The organism is Bradyrhizobium sp. HKCCYLRH3059, assembly GCF_051168035.1.
Taxonomy (GTDB): Bacteria; Pseudomonadota; Alphaproteobacteria; order Rhizobiales; family Xanthobacteraceae; genus Bradyrhizobium.
Genome location: NZ_JBNPUF010000007.1, coordinates 249,604 through 272,033 on the forward strand (window position 1 = coordinate 249,604; position 22,430 = coordinate 272,033).

General features: G+C 63.9%; 19 protein-coding genes. 11 read left to right on the forward strand and 8 right to left on the reverse strand.

Annotated features, from left to right (window positions below; genetic code table 11):
- Nucleotides 1-35: 35 nt before the first annotated feature.
- The 5 genes from ACQR13_RS22715 (at nt 36) to ACQR13_RS22735 (ending at nt 6,122) form a co-directional block, all read left to right on the forward strand.
- Entirely contained in the window at nt 36-794 is a 759-nt protein-coding gene (locus ACQR13_RS22715; RefSeq protein WP_315753548.1) for a GntR family transcriptional regulator, read from the forward strand.
- Between the two features lie 113 nt (nt 795-907).
- A complete protein-coding gene (locus tag ACQR13_RS22720) occupies nt 908-3,865 on the forward strand; it encodes an FAD-binding and (Fe-S)-binding domain-containing protein (RefSeq protein WP_434863261.1) in 2,958 nt (985 codons plus the stop codon).
- A 167-nt stretch (nt 3,866-4,032) separates the two neighbouring features.
- A complete protein-coding gene (locus ACQR13_RS22725; protein WP_315753544.1) occupies nt 4,033-4,461 on the forward strand; it encodes a GlcG/HbpS family heme-binding protein in 429 nt (142 codons plus the stop codon).
- Nucleotides 4,462-4,667: 206 nt separating this feature from the next.
- On the forward strand, nt 4,668-5,672 hold the full coding sequence (locus ACQR13_RS22730; protein WP_315753542.1) for an SDR family oxidoreductase: 1,005 nt from the start codon (nt 4,668-4,670) through the stop codon (nt 5,670-5,672).
- Between the two features lie 87 nt (nt 5,673-5,759).
- Nucleotides 5,760-6,122, forward strand: a complete 363-nt coding sequence (locus ACQR13_RS22735; RefSeq protein WP_315753540.1) for a VOC family protein — start codon at nt 5,760-5,762, stop codon at nt 6,120-6,122.
- Between the two features lies 1 nt (nt 6,123).
- On the opposite strand, the gene ACQR13_RS22740 is transcribed toward ACQR13_RS22735, so the two are convergent.
- Nucleotides 6,124-6,948, reverse strand: a complete 825-nt coding sequence (locus tag ACQR13_RS22740) for a GNAT family N-acetyltransferase (protein WP_315753538.1) — start codon at nt 6,946-6,948, stop codon at nt 6,124-6,126.
- 211 nt (nt 6,949-7,159) lie between these two features.
- Here ACQR13_RS22740 and ACQR13_RS22745 point away from each other — a divergent pair, with 211 nt between their 5' ends.
- Both ACQR13_RS22745 and ACQR13_RS22750 read left to right on the forward strand, forming a co-directional pair.
- Nucleotides 7,160-7,645 carry a hypothetical protein gene (locus ACQR13_RS22745; protein ID WP_315753536.1) on the forward strand — a complete coding sequence of 162 codons (486 nt, stop codon included), beginning with the start codon at nt 7,160-7,162 and terminating at the stop codon, nt 7,643-7,645.
- A 145-nt stretch (nt 7,646-7,790) separates the two neighbouring features.
- Nucleotides 7,791-8,900 carry a DUF418 domain-containing protein gene (locus ACQR13_RS22750; RefSeq protein WP_315753534.1) on the forward strand — a complete coding sequence of 370 codons (1,110 nt, stop codon included), beginning with the start codon at nt 7,791-7,793 and terminating at the stop codon, nt 8,898-8,900.
- 698 nt (nt 8,901-9,598) lie between these two features.
- Here ACQR13_RS22750 and ACQR13_RS22755 read toward each other — a convergent pair.
- The 5 genes from ACQR13_RS22755 to ACQR13_RS22775 all read right to left on the reverse strand — a co-directional run bounded on the left by ACQR13_RS22755 (nt 9,599) and on the right by ACQR13_RS22775 (nt 17,424).
- Nucleotides 9,599-10,378, reverse strand: coding sequence for an enoyl-CoA hydratase/isomerase family protein (locus tag ACQR13_RS22755; RefSeq protein ID WP_315753532.1), 780 nt, complete (start codon nt 10,376-10,378; stop codon nt 9,599-9,601).
- A 72-nt stretch (nt 10,379-10,450) separates the two neighbouring features.
- Nucleotides 10,451-11,188 carry an esterase/lipase family protein gene (locus ACQR13_RS22760; protein ID WP_315753624.1) on the reverse strand — a complete coding sequence of 246 codons (738 nt, stop codon included), beginning with the start codon at nt 11,186-11,188 and terminating at the stop codon, nt 10,451-10,453.
- The gene (locus tag ACQR13_RS22765; protein WP_434844940.1) at nt 11,188-14,613 is read right to left on the reverse strand and encodes an acyl-[ACP]--phospholipid O-acyltransferase; all 3,426 of its coding nucleotides are present in this window, start codon (nt 14,611-14,613) and stop codon (nt 11,188-11,190) included. The genes ACQR13_RS22760 and ACQR13_RS22765 overlap by 1 nt, the downstream gene beginning before the upstream one ends.
- Before the next feature lie 268 nt (nt 14,614-14,881).
- Nucleotides 14,882-15,148: a hypothetical protein gene (locus ACQR13_RS22770; protein WP_315753528.1), complete on the reverse strand. Its 267-nt coding sequence runs from the start codon at nt 15,146-15,148 to the stop codon at nt 14,882-14,884.
- A gap of 188 nt (nt 15,149-15,336) precedes the next feature.
- Entirely contained in the window at nt 15,337-17,424 is a 2,088-nt protein-coding gene (locus ACQR13_RS22775; RefSeq protein WP_434863262.1) for a molybdopterin oxidoreductase family protein, read from the reverse strand.
- Between the two features lie 361 nt (nt 17,425-17,785).
- Between ACQR13_RS22775 and ACQR13_RS22780 the strand changes: the two genes are divergently transcribed.
- From ACQR13_RS22780 to ACQR13_RS22790, 3 genes are all read left to right on the forward strand, one after another.
- A complete protein-coding gene (locus ACQR13_RS22780; protein WP_315713634.1) occupies nt 17,786-18,472 on the forward strand; it encodes a GntR family transcriptional regulator in 687 nt (228 codons plus the stop codon).
- Between the two features lie 55 nt (nt 18,473-18,527).
- Nucleotides 18,528-19,526, forward strand: coding sequence for a TRAP transporter substrate-binding protein (locus tag ACQR13_RS22785; RefSeq protein ID WP_315825123.1), 999 nt, complete (start codon nt 18,528-18,530; stop codon nt 19,524-19,526).
- Between the two features lie 206 nt (nt 19,527-19,732).
- Nucleotides 19,733-19,921, forward strand: a complete 189-nt coding sequence (locus ACQR13_RS22790; protein WP_315753523.1) for a TRAP transporter large permease subunit — start codon at nt 19,733-19,735, stop codon at nt 19,919-19,921.
- Nucleotides 19,922-19,950: 29 nt separating this feature from the next.
- On the opposite strand, the gene ACQR13_RS22795 is transcribed toward ACQR13_RS22790, so the two are convergent.
- Together ACQR13_RS22795 and ACQR13_RS22800 are read right to left on the reverse strand one after the other, a co-directional pair.
- Entirely contained in the window at nt 19,951-20,682 is a 732-nt protein-coding gene (locus tag ACQR13_RS22795) for a Crp/Fnr family transcriptional regulator (RefSeq protein ID WP_315753521.1), read from the reverse strand.
- Between the two features lie 569 nt (nt 20,683-21,251).
- Nucleotides 21,252-21,965, reverse strand: a complete 714-nt coding sequence (locus ACQR13_RS22800) for a helix-turn-helix domain-containing protein (protein WP_315712941.1) — start codon at nt 21,963-21,965, stop codon at nt 21,252-21,254.
- A 138-nt stretch (nt 21,966-22,103) separates the two neighbouring features.
- Between ACQR13_RS22800 and ACQR13_RS22805 the strand changes: the two genes are divergently transcribed.
- Complete coding sequence (locus ACQR13_RS22805) at nt 22,104-22,421, forward strand: c-type cytochrome (RefSeq protein WP_315712942.1); 318 nt, start codon at nt 22,104-22,106, stop codon at nt 22,419-22,421.
- Nucleotides 22,422-22,430 lie beyond the last annotated feature (9 nt).

The following is a 22,430-nucleotide window of genomic DNA, read 5'->3' on the forward strand; positions in this document are numbered from 1 at the left end:
CGACCACATCTGTAACTACCGCTACAATGCGTAAGATGAATTCCACGATTCCCGATATCGAGACGCCACCCTTGGCAGGGCCAAGCGGTCGATCCGTGCCTGCGCGGGACGAGACCTCGCTGCATGACGAGATCCTGGCGCGGCTGCGCGACTACATCGTCGAGGGCCATGTCGCCGACGGCGGACGCCTGTCCGAGCGGCAGCTTTGCGAAATGCTGGGGGTGTCCCGCACCCCCTTGCGCGAAGCGCTCAAGGTGCTCGCAGCCGAGGGGCTGGTCGAGCTGCTGCCCAATCGCGGCGCCCGGGTGCGCCCGCTCAGCGCCGCCGACATCCACGAACTGTTCGACCTGATGGGAGGCCTGGAAGGCCTCGCCGGACGCCTCGCCTGCGAGAAGATTTCAGATGAAGCGATCGCGGAAATCGAGCAATTTCATCATGATATGTACGGATTCTACATGCGGCAGGACATGCAGGGCTATTTCCGCATGAACCAGTTGATCCACCGGGCGATCGTCGACGCCGCCGCCAACGCCACCCTTCATGCGACCTATGAGAGCCTGGCGGGCCGCATCCGCCGGGTGCGCTTCTCGGCCAATTTCGCCCGCAAGCGCGAACGCTGGAGCGAGGCCATGCGCGAGCATGAGCTGATCCTCGATGCCCTGCGCCGGCGCGCCGGAAGCGAGCTGTCCGACATCCTGTTCCAGCATCTGCGCAACAAGGGCGCGGCTGCGATCGCGTACTTCGCCGAGAGCCAGCCGCCGCTGGCGGCAGCCAAGCCAGACAAGGTCGAATAACGCCGGGGATTGCGCAAATTTGCATGCAATCAGATTGACGCATTTGCGGAAATGAATGACACCGGGCGGAACAGCGCCCGCCGGACGACAGCCGGGCCCCACCAGGGATCACCATGCCGAACGCCAAAGCCGGTCCGTCCAGGCTCGAACAGAAGCTCCGCGCCGAGATGATAGGCGACGTCTTCTTCGACCGCTTCAACCGCGGCCGCTACGCCACAGACGCCTCGTTCTACCAAGTCATTCCGGCGGGCGTGGTCGTGCCGCGCACGATGGACGAGGCGCTGCGTGCGCTCGCCATCGCCCGCGACGACGGCCGCATCGTCACGCCCCGCGGCGGCGGCACCTCGCAATGCGGCCAGACGGTCAACGAGGGGATCGTCGTCGACTTCTCCAAGCACCTGAACCGCATCGTCTCGCTCGATGTCGAGGGGCGGACCTGCGTGGTCGAGCCGGGCATCGTGCTCGACGACCTCAATCGCCAGCTCAAGAAGCACGGCCTTTGGTTTCCGGTCGACGTCTCCACGGCGTCCCGCGCCACGATCGGCGGCATGGCCGGCAACAATTCCTGCGGCGGCCGCTCGCTGCGCTACGGCACGATGCGCGACAACACCATCGCCATCGACGCCGCGCTGGCCGACGGCACGCTGGCGCATTTCGGCGAGGTGGCGCGAGACCTTCGTGACGTCAGCGCGCCGGACAGCGCGCGCAGGTTGTTTCGCGACATGCTGGCGCTGGGCGAGCGCGAGGCCGCGGAGATCGCCGACAGGTTTCCCAAGGTGCAGCGCCGCGTCGGCGGCTACAATCTCGACGCACTGACGCCGCGCAACGCCGCCAACAACCTGGCCCATCTGCTGGTCGGCTCCGAGGGCACGCTGGCCTTCTCCACCCGGATCGAGCTCAAGCTGTGGCCGCTGATCCGCACCAAGGTGCTCGGCGTCTGTCATTTCGGCAGCTTCTATCAGGCGATGGATGCGGCCCAGCATCTGGTCAAGCTGAAGCCGATCGCGGTCGAGCTGGTCGACCGCACCATGATCGGGCTGGGCCGCGACATCGCGATGTTCCAGCCGGTGATCGCGGCGGCGGTGCGCGGCGATCCCGACGCGATCCTGGTGGTCGAGTTCGCGGAGGAGACGAAGGACGAGAACCTCGCCAAGCTGAAGCAGCTCTCCGAGTTGATGGGTGATCTCGGCTTCTCCTGGAGCAACGAGATCTGCAAATGGGGCGGCGTCGTCGAGATATCAGACCCTGCGCTTCAGACCGCCGTCGCCGACTTCCGCGCCGCCGGCCTCAACGTGATGATGTCGATGAAGGAGGCCGGCAAGCCGGTGTCGTTCGTCGAGGACTGCGCCGTGCCGCTGCCCCACCTCGCCGACTACACCGCGCGGCTCAACGAGGTGTTCGCCAGGCACGGCACGCGCGGCACGATGTACGCGCACGCCTCCGAGGGCTGCCTGCATGTGCGCCCGGTGCTGAACCTGAAGCTGGAGAAGGACGTCAAGGCGATGCGCGCCATCGCCGAGGAAGCTTTCGCCATGGTGCGCGAGTACAAGGGTTCGCATTCCGGCGAGCATGGCGATGGCATCGTGCGCTCGGAATTCCACGAGCAGATGTTCGGCAGCCGCATCGTCGCCGACTTCAAGGAGGTCAAGCAGCGCTTCGATCCGGCGAACGTGCTCAATCCTGGCCGCATCGTCGATCCACCCAGGATGGACGACCGCTCGCTGTTCCGCTATCCGCCGGACTACCGCATCGTCGACGACATCAAGCCGGTGCTCGACTGGTCGGCCTATCCGGGTGCCGCCGGCGGCTTCCAGGGCGCGGTCGAGATGTGCAACAACAACGGCGCCTGCCGCAAGCTCGACGGCGGCGTGATGTGCCCGTCCTATCGCGCCACCCGCGACGAGAAGGATGTCACGCGCGGCCGTGCCAATACCTTGCGGCTCGCGATCTCCGGCCAGCTCGGTCCCGGCGCGCTGTCGTCCGACGAGATGATGGAGACCTTGAAGCTCTGCGTCTCCTGCAAGGCCTGCCGCCGCGAGTGCCCGACCGGCGTTGACATGGCCAAGATGAAGATCGAGGTGCTGGCGGCCCGGGCGACGACGCATGGCCTCACGCTGCGCGACCGGCTCGTCGCCTATCTGCCGCGCTATGCCGATATGGCTGCCCGCATCGCGCCGCTCGTGAACCTGCGCAATCATGTTGCGCCCCTGCGCGTGCTGATGGAGCGCGTTGCGGGCATCAGCGCCAAGCGCAAGCTTCCGGCCTTCCGCACCGACACCTTCCGCGTCGACGCCGACGCGTTCGGTCCGGCTGATGGCCGCGAGGTCGTGCTGTTCGGCGACACCTTCAACCGCGTCTATGAGCGCGAAAATCTCGACGCCGCGCTGCGCGTGCTGATCGCCGGCGGCTATCGCGTCTACGTGCCCAAGCCGGCCGATGGCGGCCGCGCCCTGTGCTGCGGCCGCACCTTCCTCTCCGCCGGCCTCGTCGACGAGGCCCAGTCCGAGCTGCAGCGCCTGGTCGAGACCTACGCGCCGTTCGCCTCGCGCGGCGTGCCGATCATTGGCCTCGAGCCAAGCTGTCTGCTGACGCTGCGCGACGAACTGCTGTCGCTGCGCAACGACGCCACCGCGAAAACGATCAGCGCACACGCGCTGCTGCTGGAAGAGTTTCTGGCGCGCGAGGCCGAGAGCGGCAGGCTGGCGCTGCCGCTCGCCCCCCTGCCCGGTAAGGCCTTGTTGCACGGCCATTGCCATCAGAAATCCTTCGCCGCTTTCAAGCCTGTCGAGCAGGTGCTACGACTCATTCCGGAGCTCACGGTCGAGACCATCGAATCCTCCTGCTGCGGCATGGCCGGCGCGTTCGGCTATGGCGCGGAGACCTACGAGGTCTCGCAGCAGATGGCGGAGGCGTCGCTGCTGCCCGCCGTGCGCAACGCCGACGCCGCAACGTTCATCGTTGCCGACGGCACCTCCTGCCGCCACCAGATCCAGGACGGCGCCGCCCGCGGTGCCGTTCACGCCGCGCAGCTCCTGGCGATGAGCCTGGAGCGGGCGCAAGCATCAACGTAGGTCACGAGAGACCGGACGCCGCGGAGCGCGACCTCAATGTTCGTCATTGCGAGGAGCGTAGCGACGAAGCAATCCAGACCTTTTCTTTCGTCCTGGATTGCTTCGCTTCGCTCGCAATGACGGATGATAGAGCCGACTTTTCATCACAAATCGCAAAGGACACCGACATGGCCGATCTCAAGCTCGACGCCGCTCGCAAGATTCTGGATGCCACGCTCGCGAAGGGCATCGAGAAGAAGCTCAAGCCGCTCGCCGTGATGGTGCTCGACGCCCGCGGCTGCCTGAAGGCGGCCGCCGCCCAGGACGGCACCAGCCTGATGCGGGCCGAGGTCGCGCATGGCAAGGCTTATGGCGCGCTGGCGCTCGGCCTCGGCTCCCGCGCCCTGTTCCAGCGCGCCCAGGAGCAGGCCTATTTCATCGACGCCGTGAACACGCTGGCCCAGGGCCGCATGGTCCCGGTGCCCGGCGGCGTGCTGATCATGGACGGCACGACGCTCGTCGGCGCCGTCGGCGTCTCCGGCGACAGCTCCGACAATGACGAGATCTGCGCCGTCGCCGGTATCGAGGCCGCCGGCCTCAAGGCCAATCCGGGCTGAGCTCCGGTCGCACCTGCAAAGCTCAGCGAGCTTTTCCGTCCCACAATCTCGAGGGGGCTGGCCGCCCTCTCGAAGCCTGATCGATCATGCGTCGAATTCCACGGCTCAGATCGCGGCTGACGGAGAATTCATTCGGCCGGCTTGACCGGCCCGAAACATTGCCGGCTGCTGCACGTTTGTACGACGGGGCGCGTGGAGAACCGGACATGCCTCGCAGACGAGCTCGCACCATCATCATCACTGGCGCCTCCGCCGGCGTCGGCCGTGCCATCGCGAACCGCTTCGGCGAGGCCGGCGATCGCATCGGCCTGATCGCGCGCGATGAGCATGCGCTGCGCGACGTCCAGCGCGAGCTGCAGGCGCGGTTTGCCCATGCCGAATACGAGGCCGTCGATGTCGCCGATGCGCAGGCCCTGTTCGACGCTGCCGAGCGGCTCGAGCAGCGCCTGGGTCCGGTCGACATCTGGATCAATGACGCCATGGAAACGGTGTTCTCGACCGTGGCCGACATCACACCGGAGGAATTCCGCCGCGTCACCGAGGTGACCTATCTCGGTTTCGTGCACGGCACGATGGCGGCGCTGCGATCGATGCGCCGACGCGGCGAAGGCCGCATCATCCAGATCGGTTCGGCGCTCGCCTATCGCGGCATTCCGCTACAGGCGGCCTATTGCGGCGCCAAACATGCGATCCGGGGCTTCACCGACTCGCTGCGGGCCGAGCTGATGCACGAGCGCTCAGGCATCACGCTCTGCATCGTCGATCTGCCCGCGGTGAACACACCGCAATTCGACTGGGCTCGCGCGCACCTTGCGCATACGCCACGGCCAATGGGCCGGCCGGTGGAGCCTGAGGTGATCGCTGACGCCGTCTATCGCGTTGCCGATGGCGGCTTCCGCGAATATTGGATCGGCTGGCCGACGCTGCTGACCATCCTCGGCAACGCCATCGCCCCGGCTTTGCTCGACCGCTACCTCGCCGCCAAGGCGATCGCCGGGCAGCAGACCGACGTGCCGCTGGTGCCCGACCGCACCGACAATCTCGATCACCCGGTTACACGCCTGCACCGTACCCGCGGCTCGTTCAGCCGTGGCGCGGCCCTGCACGCGATGCTCGTGCCCGGCGATGTGGCCCGCGCCGCGACCGTCGCAATCGGGGCCGCTGTCTTCTTTGCGCTGGGAGCGACGCTGAGCCGGCGGGGGAGGCGCTAGGCCGCGCGTTGCAACGCGGTGCTTGCGTGACACCGGCGAGATGCGCTTTTCTGCTCCGCGCTATCCATTCCCGTCCGGAGCGCCTGCATGACCATCGAAAGCATCAGCGCGATCACCATTGCCACCCATGACATGGCCCGCGCGGTCGCCTTCTATCGCGCGCTCGGCTTCGACGACATCCCGTATGGCGGCGCCGACACCCCGTTCACGACCTTCCGAGTCGGCGCGGGCTATCTCAACCTGATCGCTATGCCGGAGGACAAGCAGTGGAGCTGGTGGGGCCGCATCATCTTTCATGTCTCGGACGTCGACGCCGTCTACGCCAAGGCGCTGGCCGCCGGCTTCTCGCCCTCCACCACGCCGCGCGACGCCGAATGGGGCGAGCGCTACTTCCATCTCACCGATCCCGACGGTCACGAATTGAGCTTCGCGCGGCCGCTCGACAAATGAGCTAGCCGAGCTCGAAAGTGGTGACGCCGAACAGCCGCTCGATGCGTAGTGGCGCGATCGGGCGGGTGTACATGCGCGCGGTCTCGAACACCGGCTTCAGCCCGAGACTCTCCGCCAGCGCCACCGCCTCCGGGTTGATCGCCGGCACATCGAGGAAGACCTCGGAGTCGCCGATCTCGCTCAGCAGCGCCGAGACGATGGCCTCGGCATCGGCCCGGCTGTGCGCGACCAGCGGACCGATCTTAGAGCCGGTGCGGCACGGCCGGATCACGCCCCAGGCGGCAAGCGCGCCATCACGGATGACAGCGCGGCCGACATGGCCGGGGGCTCCGATCCAGGCCTGCAGGAACGCGCGGCGCGACGCCGGAAACACAGCCGCGTCGGAGGCCTCGATGTCGGCCAGCGGCACGTCGCTCAGCGCAACGAAGTCCGATCGCGCAGCAGCGGGCAGCACCGTAGCGGCCTTCCCACTGTAGCGGACATTGGCATAGGCATATTTGAAGCCGGACTTTCGATAATTGTCCTGCTGCGCGACGACACCGTCGAGGCCGACGACACGCGATCCCGCATGCGCCATCGCAGCCTGCCAGAGCCGCAGGCCATAGCCATGCCCGCGCAGATCAGGACGTACGATGTAGAAGCCCAGAAACGCGAAGCGTTCGTCGTAGTTGACGCAGGACACCGTCGCGACCGGCACACCGTCACGTTCGGCGATGAGAAATCCCTGCGGATCGACCACGGAAAAGCACGCGGCATCGGACAGGCCGGGATTCCAGCCCTCGGCCGCCGCCCAGTCGATGGCCAGCGGAATCTCTTCCGGCCGCATCGGCCGGATGAGAAGGCCGTCGGTTGCAATTGGGCCACTTTGCATCATCTCACAACGCTAGCGCCAACTGCCGTCCTTCGCAGCAACAAAGATGCCCTTGGGCGGGAATATTGCGATCGTTGCGCACAACGCTGCGCAGGGCTAACGTTCATCTCCCATGATACGACGAAACGCACAAACCGATCGCATGCGCCCTCGGTGGCTGACATGGATGCTGCGTGGCCTCATGGCCAGTGCCGCATTGCTCGCGACGGGGTCAGCTTTCATCGCCATCTTCAATCCACCGGCCGCCGTTCTATTTCTTTCAATACTCACCTCGCCGCTGTTCATGAATACACGGCCACCTCCGATGTTCGAGAACGACGTTGCGGACTCCTGGCTCAAATCAGTGGAGAGCGGAAAACGGCTCACGGCCCACCTTCAGGCGGAATTCCCATCCGGAACACCAGCCGCGATGTTGACAGCAACGCTGCTGAAGCAAGGATTCGAACCGTTCCCGGATTGCGTCCGCGACGGACATATCGTGGTGCGGCTGGGAGAGATTCATGCACCATGCCGAACGTCCGAGACCGCCAATGTCCATTTCTATCGATGGGGCAATCCAGCCTGTGTGCAGACGATCGACGTGACCTGGAAGTCAGACGATGCAGGAGCGATCACAGAGGTGACAGCAAGCCATCATGACGCCTGCCTGTGAACGCGGAAGTCAGTCCATTCCCTGCTTATGAGTTCTCAGCCCTATGACTGCGACGATCGGATCAGCTAATCCGACGGGGCCTGCCTCTGGTGGCGACCGGCTGCCAGCCATCGACATCCTCCGGGGCCTCGCCCTCTTTGGCGTCATGGCCATCAACGTCGTATTTGAGTTCCGTATCTCGATCTTCCAGCAATTTCTGCCGACGCCGAGAGCGCACGAAGCGGGCACGACCTTCTTCGCCGGATCGTCATCACCGGAGACGGTCAAGCTTTTGTGGGCCATCGTCGGAGACTCGCCCTTCAATCGCGCCATCGAAGATGGTCTCGCGCGCGCCGTCTCCATGAAGGCGCTTGCCCTGTTCTCGCTGCTGTTCGGCATCGGGCTGGCCATGCAGTTCGACCGGATCGCTCCGGAGCGACGTATCCCCCTGCTGCTCCGGCGGCTGCTCGTCCTGCTCGCGATCGGCATTTTGCACCTGACGCTGCTGTGGAATGGTGACATCCTGACCGAATATGCGCTTGCCGGACTGCTCGTGCTGCCGTTCCTGTTCGCGCCAAGCTGGCTGGTGATCGCGAGCAGCCTCACCCTGCTCGGGCTGTACTTCACCAGCTGGCTTATTCCCGTGCTGCCGCTACTAAGCTCCTCCTGGATGATGCAGCATGTTGTCGATGCCAATCGCATCTATGCCAACGGCAACTTCTCGCAGATCCTGGTGTTCCGGCTGTCCGAAATCAGCGCCATCGCGCCGCTGCATTTGTGGATCTTTCCGCGCACGCTCGGACTTTTCCTCGCCGGCATCGTCATCTGGCGATCCGGCCTTCTGCGCGATATGCCGCATCACCGCGTCATGCTGCTGCTGACGGCCCTGGCCGCACTCGCTGTCACGATCGACGCCGGCGCATCGCTTGCGACTGTGAGCCTGGCGCTTGCCTATGGTGCGCTGATCCTTTCGGCTGCAAGCACCATCTGGGGCGCCCGCCTGCTAGGCTGGGCGGCTCCCGTCGGCCGGATGGCCTTCACCAACTATCTCATGCAGTCCGTCATCTTCGGCGTCGTGTTCTACGGCTATGGCCTCGGCCTGTTCGGCCGGCTCAGCGTCTCGCTCGCACTTGGCATCGGCGTGGTCGTCTATGTGCTCCAGGTGATCGCGAGCTGGTGCTGGCTGAGGCTGTTTCAGTTCGGCCCCATCGAATGGCTGTGGCGCAGCCTGATGTACAACAAGCTGCAGCCGATGCGGCTTCGGCCGCACTCCTGACGCGACTTTGCCCGTCGGGTTACTATGTCGCACCCCGGTGGGTGTTGTCTTGTCGGGCAAATCAGCTGCACATTTCACGGCGTCGCGGCTTACGAGAGGGGGCGCCTCGCGATCGTCACAAGCGTTGGGCCGGTGATGCGATGGCCGTCGCGGCATCAGGCGCGTTTGCGCAAGACGACTGGTGGCGTGGCGGACGGCGAAATCGTGTGGTCCTGACATCCCGACGCTGATGTCAACTCGCGACGAGGCTTTGCTTCGCGCGGGGATGGTGGCCAGAAAGCCCGGCGCACCAGGGAGATCACGTATAAGCCGTAAGCCCGTCGCGCAGGGAAGGCCGGTAGTTGCGGCCAAACCTGTGGTCACTGCCGCCTGCTTTTCTTCCTGCAGGCGGGCATGGGGGCGGCGAGCGCCCGGCCTTCCCTGCGCCCTCTTCGTTCAGAGGGCGAAATCTGACGCAAGACTCGGACGCGAAGCGTCGCGAGATCGCGGATCCATGTATCACCCTATGTGGACAAATATTGTTGGAGCAAAGAACCTTTCCACCCCTCCACTGTCATCGCCCGCGAAAGCCGGCTATCCAGTATTCCAGAGGCCGTGGTCATCGAACCGGGAGGCCTCGGCATACTGGATGCTCCGCCTTCGCGGAGCATGACAGCGGCAACAACAGAGCCGCCGTCACACACTCTACCCGCAGCGAGCTACTTCCCCGGCCACACCGGCTTGCGCTTCTCGGCAAACGCCCTCAGGCCCTCCTTGGCATCCTCGGTCATCGCCAGCAGCGCGATCTGGCTTTCGAGATAGGCGATGGACTCGTCGAACGACATCGAGGCGATGGCGCGCATGGCGTATTTGCCGCGGCGGATGGCGGTCGGCGACTTGTCGACGAGACGGCCGATCAGCCAGTCCATCTTGCCGTCGAGCTCGGCGGCGGGAACGACATGGTTGAGCAGCCCGGCAGCCTGTGCAGTCTTGGCGTCGAACGGCTCGCCCGTGAGCGCCCATTCGTTGACGAGACGCGGCGGCGCGATACTCTGCAAGAGGCTCAGGACCTGCATCGGGAACACGCCGACCTTCACCTCCGGCAGGCCGAAGACGACGTGATCGGCTGCGACCGCCATGTCGGTCATGCACAGCAAGCCCATGCCGCCGGCCATACAGACGCCGCCGACGCGCGCAATCGCCGGCTTGGTGGAATTCTGCGACAGCCGGAGCAAGTCCGCGTAATCGACATTCGGGCGGGAGAAATCCATCGCGAAGGCCGCGCCGGAGTTCTGCAGGTCGGCGCCGGCGCAGAACGCCTTGTCTCCTGCGCCGGTCAGCACGATCACGCGCACCTCGGGATCGTCATGTGCCGTGCGATAGCCGCGCGAGATCCCGGCGATCACGTCGCCATTCAGCGCGTTGCGCTTCTCCGGACGATTGATGGTGATCCAGAGGGCCTGCCCGCGCTTGTCGAGAATCACGCTGTCGTCGGTCATCGCCTTGCCTGTCGCTTGATGTCGGATGCGAGATTGTCGCGGGATAGCTGCCGCGGGCAAGGAAAACTTGCGTCAAGAGGCCGCGCGGCGGCCGATCTCGGCGATGACCCCGTGCAGCAGCGGACGCACCGGCTCGAACTGGCCAGTGCGCAGGAACGCGATGGTCTGCCGGAACGACGTCGGATGCACCAGCAGGCCCATGTGCGACGCCTTGATGGTGGTGTGGTCCGTCATCCCGGCGAGCTTGCAGCTCTCGACGGAGACGCGGCCGTCGTTCGGCCACGGCAGCAGGAACAGCCCGGCGATCGGATCGAGGAAGCGGTTGCCGGCGATCACGCCGATCTCGTAGTCGGCGGGTGGCAGAGAGGCGAGCGTGACGTCCTTCGTGGTCACCAATTGCAGGCCGGCTGGACCGAAATAAGCGCGATAGAGCCCGACGTTCTGCAGCCGGTCGGCAAGCTCGCTGCCGCCATTGGGCGTTCCCAACATGACGACACGGCCGAGCCGCGCCGGCCGATGCTTCGCAATCGCGACCCGTGCCAGCAGCCCGCCCATCGAGTGGGTGACGAAGTGGATCGGACCGTCGATCCTGGCGGTGAAATCGGCGATCGCCGGGCGGATGTCGTCGGCAAGAAACTCGAGCGGTTTCTTGCGGCTTTCATAGTCGAGGTTCAGCGTCGCAAAACCTGCGCGCTGCAACCGCTTTTCCAGTGGACGCAGCATCAATGATCGGCCGGCGATGCCATGCAGCAGCACAACCCCCGCGCCGCGGGGGCCACTGTGCTGAGAACGCCGGCGCAGCGATGCGATCACGCGACTTCCCGCTCCTCCGGCTCGCGCTCCGTCGTAGCGGTTGCCGCACTCGCCTCGGCAAGTGCCTTGGCGCCGACATAGTCGGTCTTGCCGGAACCGAGCAGCGGGATCTTGTCGACCACCATCACGACGGCCGGCACCGCAAGCTCCGGCGCACCTTGGCCCTTGGCCTGGCGCTGCATCGCGGAGCGCTCGGCATCCTTCTGCGTCGTGATCAGCACGATGCGCTCGCCCTTGCGCTGATCGGGGATCGACACCGCGACCGAAGCCGCCTGCGGCCACAAGGTCGCGGCGATCTGCTCGACCACCGTCAGCGACACCATCTCACCGGCGATCTTGGCAAAGCGCTTGGCGCGGCCCTTGATCGTGATGAAGCCCTGCGCGTCGATGGTGACGATGTCGCCGGTGTCGTGCCAGCCCTCCGGCAGCGCCTCGAGCACGCCGGGATTTTCGGCCCTGACATAGCCGAGCATGACATTGGGCCCCCGGACCGAAAGCCGCCCGCCCTCCTCGATGCCCGGCACCTTGTCGAGCCGGTACTCCATCAGCGGCGACAGGCGCCCGACGGTGCCGACCCGGTTGGCCATCGGCGTGTTCATCGCCAGCACCGGCGCGGTCTCGGTGACGCCATAGCCTTCGAGCAGGCGGATGCCATAACGCTCCATGTAGATCTGCCGTGTCCGATCCTTGACCGGCTCGGCGCCGGCGATGACCAGCCGCAGCGTGCGGAAATCATAGGCATGAGCGGAGCGTGCGTAACCAGTCAGGAAGGTGTCGGTGCCGAACAAGATCGTGGCGCCAGTCTGATAGATCAGTTCGGGCACTATCCGGTAATGCAGCGGCGACGGGTACATATAGATCGGAATGCCCGCCAACATGGGCATCATCATGCCGCCGGTGAGGCCGAAGGAGTGGAACACCGGCAAAACATTGAACACAAGATCGTTAGCGTTGGCATCGACCCTCGCCAATGCCTGGGCGGCGTTCGCGAGAATGTTGCGATGGGACAGGACGACGCCCTTTGGCGTGCCTTCGGAGCCGGACGTGAACAGAATCACGGCGGGGTGGTCGGCATTGCGGGCGATGCGCGGCCTGGTGCCGTCGATCATTCCCTTGATCTTGTCGGCCAGGCTGACCGAGGCCTTGACGTCCTCGAGATAGACCAGACGGGCCTGCCCCTCGATCGCCGCGATCAGCTTGTCGAGCTTGCCCTTCTCGATGAAGGCCCGCGACGTCAGAACGGTCGTGACCTGCGCCGCCTTCATCGCCGCCAGCACGTTCACCGGGCCGGCGGAGAAGTTCAGCATGGCCGGCACGCGGCCGATCGACTGCAGCGCCATGAAGACCACGGCGACGCCGGCGGAGTTCGGCAGCAACAGGCCGATGTTCTCGCCCACCATCGTGCCCTGCTCGAGCTTGCGGCTGAGCACCTGCGAGCCCAGCAGCAGCTTGCGATAGGTCAGCTTGGTGCCGAGCGGATCCTCGATCATCACCTTGCCGGTGTCGTGGTCGCGATGGGCATGGGCGAGCGCCTCGAACAGCGTTCGATCCAGCATGGCGTTCTTCACCATGGCTTCGATCATCACGTCCTGCAGCGCAGCGCCAGCTGCATTGCGGCGGGTCTTGCCCTTGAGAGCCGCATCGATGGTGAGCTTCACCGGCGGCAGGATCGTCACCGTCACCTTGGGAAACCACGAGCGCTTGATCTGGCCATCCTTGAGATAGCTGAGATGCGAGCGCTGCGCACCCTCGATGCGGACCGGCACCACGACGGCGTCGGCCTTGTCGGCGATCATCGCGGTGCCGTCATAGACCTTCATCAGCGAGCCCGACACCGTGATGCGGCCCTCTGGGAAGATCACCACCGGTTCCTGGCTGGCGACCAGCTTGATCAGATCGCGAGCACCGAGCGGCTTGGTCGGGTCGATCGTGATGTGGCTTACAAGTTTCAGGAAGACCTTCGCCCACCAGGCCTTGGAGATCCCGGTGTCGACGGCAAAGGTGGCATCGATCGGCAGCACCGCGTGGAGCAGCGGACCGTCGATCAGGCTGACATGGTTCGGCGCGATCAGCATGCGGGTGCCGGCCGGCGGCAGGTTCTCCAGCCCACGCACCTCAGTGCGGAACAGCGCGCGGAACAGCATCGCGCCGAAGTCGCGCACGCCCTCCCTGCCCCATTTGTTGAGCACGAACCAAACGGCGCCGAAGCTCGCCAAAGCCAGACCGAAGAAGATCCAGGCGATCGAGAGGCCTGCGGCCTGCAGACCGGCCACGCCCAGCGAGCCGACCACCATGAAGGCGGCCTGCAGCACGTTGCCGGCAGCGATGACCCGGGCGCGCTCAGTCGGCTCCGACCAGGCCTGCACCGCGGCGAAGGCAGGAACCACGAACAGGCCGCCACCAAAGGCGAACACCGCGAAATCAATCAGCATGCGCGCTCCCGCCCAGGAGCCGACGAAGGCGAGCGGCGTGAGGTCCTTCGCGGTCGCTGTCGTCCCGATCGTCCAGGACAGATCGAGACCGAGCACGCCCATGAGGATGGCGCCGATCGGCACCAGCGCGAGATTCGGCCTGACGTGGCTGAGATGCGCCGCGAACAGCGAGCCGATGGCGATGCCGATCGCGAAGACGGCGAGGCACAAGGTGACCACGCCCTCGGTGCCGCCGACGACATCCTTGACCAGCGCGGGCAGCAGCGACAGCACGACGGCGCCGACCAGCCAGAACCACGACACGATCACCATGCCGTCCCACAGCCGGGGCATGGCATGCAACGACTTCAGAAGGTGCGAGGTCGATGTCCAAGGGTTGGCCGTGATGCGCAGATCCGGTGCCGACGGCGAAGTGTGCGGAATGCGCGACGCCGAAGCCCAGGAGATCACCGCGAGGCCGATGACGGCGAGAGCGACCCATCCCATATGCGACGAGCCGGAGACGAGCTGGCCGCCGGCGATGGTGCCGATCAGGATGGCCATGAAGGTCGCACCTTCTACCAGCGCGTTGCCAGTAGCGAGTTCACCGACCGTCAGTTGATCCGGCAGCATCGCGTATTTCACGGGGCCGAACAGCGCGGCGATGACACCGAACATGCCGAGGGCGACGAACAGAAGCGGGATCGAATGCAGAAAGAAGCCCAGCGCCGCGAAGCCTGCGGCAAAGATTTCCGCGAACTTGAGCCGGCGCGCCACGATTCCCTTGACGTATCGATCCGCCAGCTCGCCGCCGAGCCCGGACAGGATGAAGAATGGGAAGATGAAGACGGCGCCCGCCACGGTCACAAGCGCGTCGCCATGCGTTGCCACGGCGCCGTAGAGCAGCATGATGACCAACGCATTCTTCAAAACGTTGTCGTTCAGCGCCGAGGAGAATTGGGCCCAGAACAGCGGGGCAAAACGACGCGACGACATCAACTGCTTGATCATGATCGATTCCTGGTGTGCTGCAGCGGCTTGGCCGCAAGGACCGCAAGAGCCTGGGTTGGTGATGAAATGAAGTGGTGCCGGTGATGCATCCCGTTAGACGCGGTCATGCGGTTTCGCGTTCTGCTGTTGGTCGCCGACCAGCACGAAGAGTAGCGCGTAGGTCGTGTGCAAAAGGCTTATCCAGACCTGTAGGAGCTGGAGGGGATGTATGGAACGCAAGGACATGGTGACCGCTTCGTTGCGCCTGAGATGGGGATTCGAGACAAGGTCAGGTCAGTTCGCTCAGGTAGCGGAAGCAGCCGAATAGGCCGCCACGGCGAAGCCGGCGCCCTTCGCGCCCGGCGGCACGAAAAAGACGTTGTCCGGCCAGCCGCCTCGCTCGTCGCGCAGCGAGCAGACCGGCAACATCACAGGCATTTGCGATGCGCTCGACGCGCGCCGTCAAAAGGTGAGACGCGGACCGCGCCAGACCGTTCAGCATCACCATGGGATTGATCGAAAAAAGTTGCGGAGCGCGAGAGCTGAGAACCTGCATGGGACTTCTCCACGTTTTTGAGCGTTGCTCAAAATGCTTACAACAAATTTGAGCGACGCTCAAGCGGGGAATGCAAGAGGCCCGATAAAGGTAAAATAATCCTGTGAACGGCCCGCTCCTAGGCGTGAGAGGTGAATAACGCCTTGGAATCAAAAGGGATGTTGATAACTCGGCTTTTGCCGAGCTGGTCAGCCCGCCGATTTGCGCAGCCAGACCTTGTTGTCGTGGAAGGCAGCGCCCCCGATCGGAGCGACGGTGTCGGCTGCGGTGAGCACGTTGATGCCCCGTCCACCGATATGGGCGCGATTGGGATGGATCGATTCGGCGATCAGCACCCCGCGTTGAACTCCGTCGAACAGCCGGGCGGCAAGCGAGGTCTGTCCGCGCTCATTGCCGAGCGTGACGATGTCGCCGTCGACAATGCCGAGCGGGGCTGCATCCAGTGGATGGATCATGACGGAGGGGCCCCCTTCCCGCGCCTGCGACGATGGCGTCTCGTTGAAGGAGGTGTTGAGGAACGAGCGAGCCGGACTTGTCGCAAGCCGGAACGGATGCTGCTGATCGACCTCTTCGGTCACCGCCCAATGGTCGGGCAATGACGGCATGCGCTCCGGATTGCCCATGACGCGGCCGAATGGCGGATGAGCCCAGTCGGCCTTGAAGTGGAATTTACCGTCCCTGTGCGCGAAACCGTCGAGATAGTGCGAGGTGCGAAAGTCCGGCTGAAGGTCACGCCAGACATCGGCCTCGAGCCCGGCGATATCGCCATGGCCGCTCTTCTTCAACGTCGCATCGATCAACTCGCGCGGCGACATCTCGAAGCCCGGATGCACCGCCCGCAACCGGCGCGCCAGGCCCTGCAGCACCTCATGATTGGACCGGCACTCGCCGGGCGGGTCGATCAGCTTCGGTCCGACCGAAATGTGCTGATGGCCGCCGCCGTAATAGAGATCGTCATGCTCCATGAACATCGTGGCGGGCAGCACGATGTCCGCCATCTGCGCCGTCTCGGTCATGAACTGCTCGTGGACGGCGACGAAAAGGTCTTCGCGCGCAAATCCGTTGCGAACCAGCTCCTGCTCGGGTGCCACCGTCATCGGATTGGTGTTCTGGATCAGCATCGCCTTGACTGGCGGGCCGCCACAGAGGGCCACCGCGTCTCCCGTCAGGATGCGCCCGATCTGGGACTGATCGAGAAAGCGAGTGGAATGATCCACGGCGTCGTGGCCCTCGATGATGGACTCGTCGAAATGCCACAGCGCCGCGTTGTTGAAGAAGGCACCGCCTCCTTCGTATTGCCAGGCGCCCGTCACCGCGGGAATGCAGGATGCCGCATGCATCTGCGTCGCGCCGTTCCTGCTGCGGGTGAAGCCATAACCCAGTCGGAAGAAGGTCCGCTTCGTCTCGCCGACCAGACGGGCGAACGCCTCGATCTCGGCCACGGGAACGCCAGAAATCTGCGATGCCCATTGCGGCGTCCGCGTCTGCAGATGCGCTTCGAGTTCCGCAGGACAGTCCGTGTACTTCTCCATATAGGCGCGGTCGGCATAGCCATCGCGAAACAGCACGTGCATCACGCCGCAGGCAAATGCGCCGTCGGTCCCAGGTCGCAGGATGACCTTGATGTCGGCCTGCTTCATGGTCTCATTGTCGTAGACATCGATCGCCGCGATCTTGGCGCCTCGTTCCTTCCGGGCGCGCGCCGCATGAGTCATGACATTGACCTGCGTGTTCACCGGGTTCGTGCCCCAGATCACGACCAGATCCGAGAGCGCCATCTCCCGCGGATCGACGCCGGCAATCTTCCCGGTGCCGATGGCAAAGCCGATGCGCGCGACATTGGCGCAGATCGTCGAGTAGAACCGCGAGTACTTCTTCACATGGGTGAGACGGTTGAGGCCATCGCGCATCACGAGACCCATCGTGCCCGCGTAATAATACGGCCAGACCGACTGAGCGCCAAAGTCGCGCTCCACCTGGAGAAACCGCTCGGCGATCACGTCCAACGCCTCGTCCCAGGTGATGCGTGCAAATTGCCCTGAGCCTTTCGGGCCGACGCGACGCATCGGATGCATCAGCCTCTCAGGATGATGAATCCGCTCGGCATATCTCGCGACCTTGGCGCAAACCACGCCAGCCGTATAGGTCTGCCGTTTCGAGCCGCGAACGCGGCCGATCGTCTTCCGATCGAGCACTTCGACGTCGAGCGCGCAGGCCGACGGACAATCGTGCGGGCAGGTAGAATGGCGGATATCGACCCGAGTCTGCTGGTTCATGCCCGATTGGTAGCATCAAAGAATGCATCCGCCGAGAGCATTCGCGAGGCATTCGCACGAACGAGATTCGTGCGTGTCTGCTCCACCGCAGATTTGCTTCTGGATGTGGACAAGTCGCCGCCGACAACGGCCGATCCGGCGTTAGGGGCGAGATGAAGACGGCAAGAAAAGACGATAGGCTCTGTTGCGTGCTCGTGGTTGCTGCCTGCGTACAGCGCAGTGCACCATCGCGAGTCCTCAGCTGACGGCAATTTCGATTGCAAAGCCAGTTTCATATATTAATATATCAGCTGAGGAAACGAAGATGTCCGGTCGACCCCCGAGGAAATTGGCCGCAGCGCCACGGCCCGTGGTCGCCCGCATGCGCCGCAATGGTCGCCCCCGCGGCGCGACAGCAGCGTCACGCATCTACACCGATCTCAGGTCCGAACTCGTGTCGCTCGTGCGCCTGCCGGGCGAACCGATTTCGGAAGCGCAGATCGCGACGGCCTATGGCGTCAGCAGGACACCGGTCCGCGAGGCCATTCTGAAACTCGCGGACGAAGGGCTGGTCGAGATCTTTCCGCAGTCCGGCATCTTCGTCTCGCGCATTCCGGTCGCAGCACTCCCCGAGACCATCATCATCCGAAAGTCTCTCGAAGAGACGACCGCACGGATGGCGGCCGAGCATGCGACATCGAGCCAGTTGCTCAACCTGCATGCGACCCTCGAACGTCAGCGCGAGGCCTGCGCCGCAAAGGATCGCGAAGCCTTCCACCAGGCGGACGAGATGTTTCACGCTGGCATCGCCGAGGTCGCCGGCTATCCCGGGATCTGGAAGCTGATCGTTCAGGTCAAGGTTCACGTCGACCGCTATCGTCGACTGACCCTGCCGCAGATCGGACGGATGGCCGAAGTGATCGCAGAGCACGAACCAATTCTCCAGGCCATCGAACGGCGCGATCCGGATCGTGCCAGGGCTGCCATGGCGAGTCATCTGGAACGCCTGCTCGACGACATCTCTGAAATTCAGACCAAGAATCCAGAGTATTTCGATCAACCAGGCTAACGAGATGATCGCATCGAACCTTGCGGCGACACGATCATTCCGTCGGAGAGACGCCATGAAAAGACGCGATTTCATCAGACTGAGCGTGGGCTTTGCGGGCGTTGCAACGCTGCCGCCGATCTCGGCCGCCCTTGCGCAATCGAAGGCGGTGTTCAAGGCATCCGACGTTCAGCCGCCGGGTTATCCGACGGTTGCAGCAACAGAAAACCTCGGCAAGAAGCTTGCAGCGGCAACCAACGGCAGGCTGTTGATCCAGATGTATCCCTCCGCTCAGCTCGGCGGCGAGAAAGAGACTATCGAGCAGACCCAGATCGGGGCGATCCAGATACTGCGGGTCAGCGCCGGCGCGCTCGGCCCGATCGTCGACGACGTCAACGTCGTCAACATGCCCTTCCTGTTCAAGAGCATCGAACATTCTGAAAAGATGATGGACGGTCCGATCGGTCAGGACCTTCTGGACCGCGTCAGCGCCAATGCCAGCGCAAATCTCGTCGCACTCTGCTGGATGAATTCTGGCGCGCGCAGCATCTACAACACCAAGAAGCCCATCAGGACGGTCGAGGACGTCAAGGGGCTGAAGATCCGCGTGATCGGCAATCCCATCTTCATCGACATGATGAACGCGCTCGGCGGCAACGGCGTCGCGATGGGCTACGATCAGGTCTTCAGCGCGCTGCAGACCGGCGTGATCGACGGGGCCGAAAACAATCCGCCGAGCTACGTCTCCAGCAATCATTACACGGCCGCGAAGTACTATTCGCTCACCCAGCATCTCGTCATTCCGGAAATCCTCGTGTTCTCGAAGCGGTCCTGGGCAAACCTGTCGACCGACGACCAGACCTTGATCAAGAAGTTCGCGCGCGAAGCGCAGATGGAGGAGCGCGAACTCTGGAAGGCCTACGAGCGGGAAGCGATTGAGAAGGCCAAGGCCGGTGGCTCCGAGATCGTCGAAATCGCCAACAAGGCGCCGTTCCAGAAGGCCGTGAAGCCGGTCTGGGACAAATACGGTCCGAAGTACCAAGAAATGATCAAGCGCATTCAGGACATCGCATAGACCGCATGCTCGGTTCGGACGATCAAGAGGCTTACGATGGCCGGACTCTATCGCCGGGCGATCGATGCACTGTATCCCGCTTGCGTCATCGTGGGCGTAACGGCGCTCGTGCTGATCTCAGCCGTCATCCCTTGGGCGGTCTTCACCCGCTACGTCCAGAACGGCGCCGCTTCCTGGCCCGAAGCGATGGCCGTCCTGTTGTGCTGGTGCCACCAAGCCATAACGCCGTCCTTCACGCGCTCGCGCCCGGCGGAACGATCTCGATCAGCGCACTGTTCATGGCGGGTGTATTCCCGGGGCCACTGCTCGGCCTCTCGCTGATCCTGCTCTGCATCGTGATCGCCTATCGTGAGGGCCATCCCCCACGGCCAGCGGGTCCGGCCATCATCGGCTAGGTAGGACGCCGGAAACTGCCGCGCCGCCCCTACTCGTCTTCGTCTTGACCAGCCTCCGCCAATCCGCGTAGCGGCTCGGGGTTCAGAAGCACGATCGCCCCGTGCTCGAGGCGGACCCAGTCCCGCGCGGCCCATGCACGCAACTGCTTGTTGATGCTCTCCCGCGTCATGCCGACCATTTCGCTGATCTCCTGCTGCGTGATGGCTATGGTGCGGCTCGCGGCATCCAGCTTGCGCTTGTCGGTCAGGCCGAGCAGCGCACTGGCAAGGCGGCGGGGAAGATCCTGAAGGATGACCTGCTCGACCTGGTCGCTGGTCCAGCGCAGCCGATCGCAAAGCAGCTCGATGAACTTCATTGCCAGCACCGGCTGGCTCTTTACGAACGGCAGGAATTCGCGCCGATCGATGACCAGGATCTCGCAGTTCGTATTGGCCGTTGCATCGGCTGTACGTTCTCGTCCGTCGAGCACGGCGACTTCGCCGAATATCTCGCCGGCGCTGATCAGGTTCAGGATAGCATTGCGACCGTCGGGCGACGAGACACTGATTTTGACGGTGCCACTGATCACGGCATACAAGCTCGAGCCGGGATCGCCTTTTGAGAAGATGGTTGCACCGCGCTTGAGCGATGTCGGCTTGGCGTAGCGGCAGAGCTGATCGACCGCATCAGCCTCGAGTTCACAAAAAATCGGGTGCTGACGCAGCACCGACAGCTTGCCGTTGTTGGTAGGTCGGACGCTCGCCCGCTTTTCCTCAGCCACACCGCATCTCCCAGGCGTCCGAATACCGCCGCCCAAGGGAGAGGTCCAAAGCCGGTGGCCAAGGCCCCGCAAATGTCAGGGGACTATGGACACGCCTACAGCCACCAGCAAAGACGATCCCTCGGACTTGCGACCACCGATCCTCGATTTCATTGCACCTCGGAATACGGCAGATCGGCGGATTGTCCAGGAAAATGCGGCGAACGCTCAACGGCGAAGCCAGTGCCAATCGACGCCGGGGGCGTTTCCGCCGCCGAGACGGGCCGGCATACATTGTGCAACGCGTGAGCGTCGTCCAGCCGCCCCGTCGGACCAGCAGTGCTACTCTTCTGAGCGCAAGATGCCGCAGTCCAAGGGCAGCCTGTACCTCACACCCGATGCCTTGTCTGTGAATCAGCCCAAAGCAGGACCGCAGCGAACCCGACAAAAACCCCCACAACTGCAAAGCTGACGATCATAGCGTCGAGCGGCATGTCTCTCTCCCCTGTTCGAGTTTGAGACACAGTTCCCTACGGGCTGCGCGACAGTCCTTGATCCAGATCAATGCAATGCGGATTTCGCCAACGATGTCAGGCAGCAGCCATTGCTTCGGCTCGCGCCGAGTCCCGAAGCGAGACGCCCCCGGGCAGGATCGCGATGATGCCCTCCCGTTCGAGCTTCGTGAACGTTCGACTGACGGTCTCGATGGTGAGCCCGAGATAGTCGGCGATATCCTGCCGACTCATCGGCAACGGTACCATGTTAGAGGGTCCCCGAAGCTCCACCAGCCGATCCCTCCAGCCAACGAGGAATGTCGCGACCTTCTCCTCGGCTGATCGGCGCCCAAGAAGTACCATGTGATCACGCGCCTGATTCAGCTCCTGCACGGCCAGTTCGTTCATCCGGCGCAGCAGATTCGGCTTGTCCTCGGCAAACCGTCCGAACGGTCCCTTCGCGAACTGGCAGACGGTGACGGGACCGATCGCGTCAGCCGAAAATCCGTGCCGTTCCTCCGTCGTCATGCCGACGAAGTCACCGGGGAGCGCAAATCCGACGATCTGCCTGCGTCCGTCGGGGAGAAGCTTGTAGAGCCTCATGACCCCATCCAATAAATTGTAGAAGCAGGACGACGTGTCTTCCTGCGCGAAAACCGTCTCGCAGGTCGCAAAATGCGCTCGGCGGCTGAGGTGCTCGAATTCGCGCATTTCGAACTGGTCGAGCGACGCACAGACACTGAATCCCCGCACGGCACAATCGGCACAGGCCTGCCCGTGGAAATCGATTGCAACAAGAGACGTCTTCATACGGGGGCTCCGGTGGGCCAAGCGCAAAGAGAATGATTGCATTCTAACGGACGCTCGAAGTTCCGATTGATTCAAATCAAACGAACCAACAATCCGGGCCCTATCGTGGCCGCCACTCCCAACCAATGGATATCGTGAATGCAGCGGCTTGTTCTGTGCCACCTTCTCGCCGCGATTGCGTTAGCGACCCCGTCATACGCGGCGTCGACGGCGCAGCAACGCGGACAGGCTTTCGCGAAGGCCCACTGCGCACGATGTCACGCCATTGGTCGAACGGGAGATAGCCCGTTCGAACCGGCTCCTCCGTTCCGAAGCCTCCATCTCCGCTACCCGATCGAATCTTTGGGCGAAGCGCTCGCGGAGGGGATCATGACTGGTCACCCGGCCATGCCCCAATTCCAGCTTGCGCCGCCGCAGATCCACGATCTGCTCTCGTATTTGAAGAGCTTGGAATAGCCCGATCGA

What these genes read in the sequence shown, in the direction of transcription:
- ACQR13_RS22715 (WP_315753548.1), top strand. Translation starts at nt 36, where the DNA reads ATGAATTCCACGATTCCCGATATCGAGACGCCACCCTTGGCAGGGCCA.
- ACQR13_RS22720 (WP_434863261.1), top strand. Translation starts at nt 908, where the DNA reads ATGCCGAACGCCAAAGCCGGTCCGTCCAGGCTCGAACAGAAGCTCCGC.
- ACQR13_RS22725 (WP_315753544.1), top strand. Translation starts at nt 4,033, where the DNA reads ATGGCCGATCTCAAGCTCGACGCCGCTCGCAAGATTCTGGATGCCACG.
- ACQR13_RS22730 (WP_315753542.1), top strand. Translation starts at nt 4,668, where the DNA reads ATGCCTCGCAGACGAGCTCGCACCATCATCATCACTGGCGCCTCCGCC.
- ACQR13_RS22735 (WP_315753540.1), top strand. Translation starts at nt 5,760, where the DNA reads ATGACCATCGAAAGCATCAGCGCGATCACCATTGCCACCCATGACATG.
- ACQR13_RS22740 (WP_315753538.1), bottom strand. Translation starts at nt 6,948, where the DNA reads ATGCGGCCGGAAGAGATTCCGCTGGCCATCGACTGGGCGGCGGCCGAG.
- ACQR13_RS22745 (WP_315753536.1), top strand. Translation starts at nt 7,160, where the DNA reads ATGCTGCGTGGCCTCATGGCCAGTGCCGCATTGCTCGCGACGGGGTCA.
- ACQR13_RS22750 (WP_315753534.1), top strand. Translation starts at nt 7,791, where the DNA reads ATGGCCATCAACGTCGTATTTGAGTTCCGTATCTCGATCTTCCAGCAA.
- ACQR13_RS22755 (WP_315753532.1), bottom strand. Translation starts at nt 10,378, where the DNA reads ATGACCGACGACAGCGTGATTCTCGACAAGCGCGGGCAGGCCCTCTGG.
- ACQR13_RS22765 (WP_434844940.1), bottom strand. Translation starts at nt 14,613, where the DNA reads ATGATCAAGCAGTTGATGTCGTCGCGTCGTTTTGCCCCGCTGTTCTGG.
- ACQR13_RS22770 (WP_315753528.1), bottom strand. Translation starts at nt 15,148, where the DNA reads ATGCAGGTTCTCAGCTCTCGCGCTCCGCAACTTTTTTCGATCAATCCC.
- ACQR13_RS22775 (WP_434863262.1), bottom strand. Translation starts at nt 17,424, where the DNA reads ATGAACCAGCAGACTCGGGTCGATATCCGCCATTCTACCTGCCCGCAC.
- ACQR13_RS22780 (WP_315713634.1), top strand. Translation starts at nt 17,786, where the DNA reads ATGCGCCGCAATGGTCGCCCCCGCGGCGCGACAGCAGCGTCACGCATC.
- ACQR13_RS22785 (WP_315825123.1), top strand. Translation starts at nt 18,528, where the DNA reads ATGAAAAGACGCGATTTCATCAGACTGAGCGTGGGCTTTGCGGGCGTT.
- ACQR13_RS22800 (WP_315712941.1), bottom strand. Translation starts at nt 21,965, where the DNA reads ATGAAGACGTCTCTTGTTGCAATCGATTTCCACGGGCAGGCCTGTGCC.
- ACQR13_RS22805 (WP_315712942.1), top strand. Translation starts at nt 22,104, where the DNA reads ATGCAGCGGCTTGTTCTGTGCCACCTTCTCGCCGCGATTGCGTTAGCG.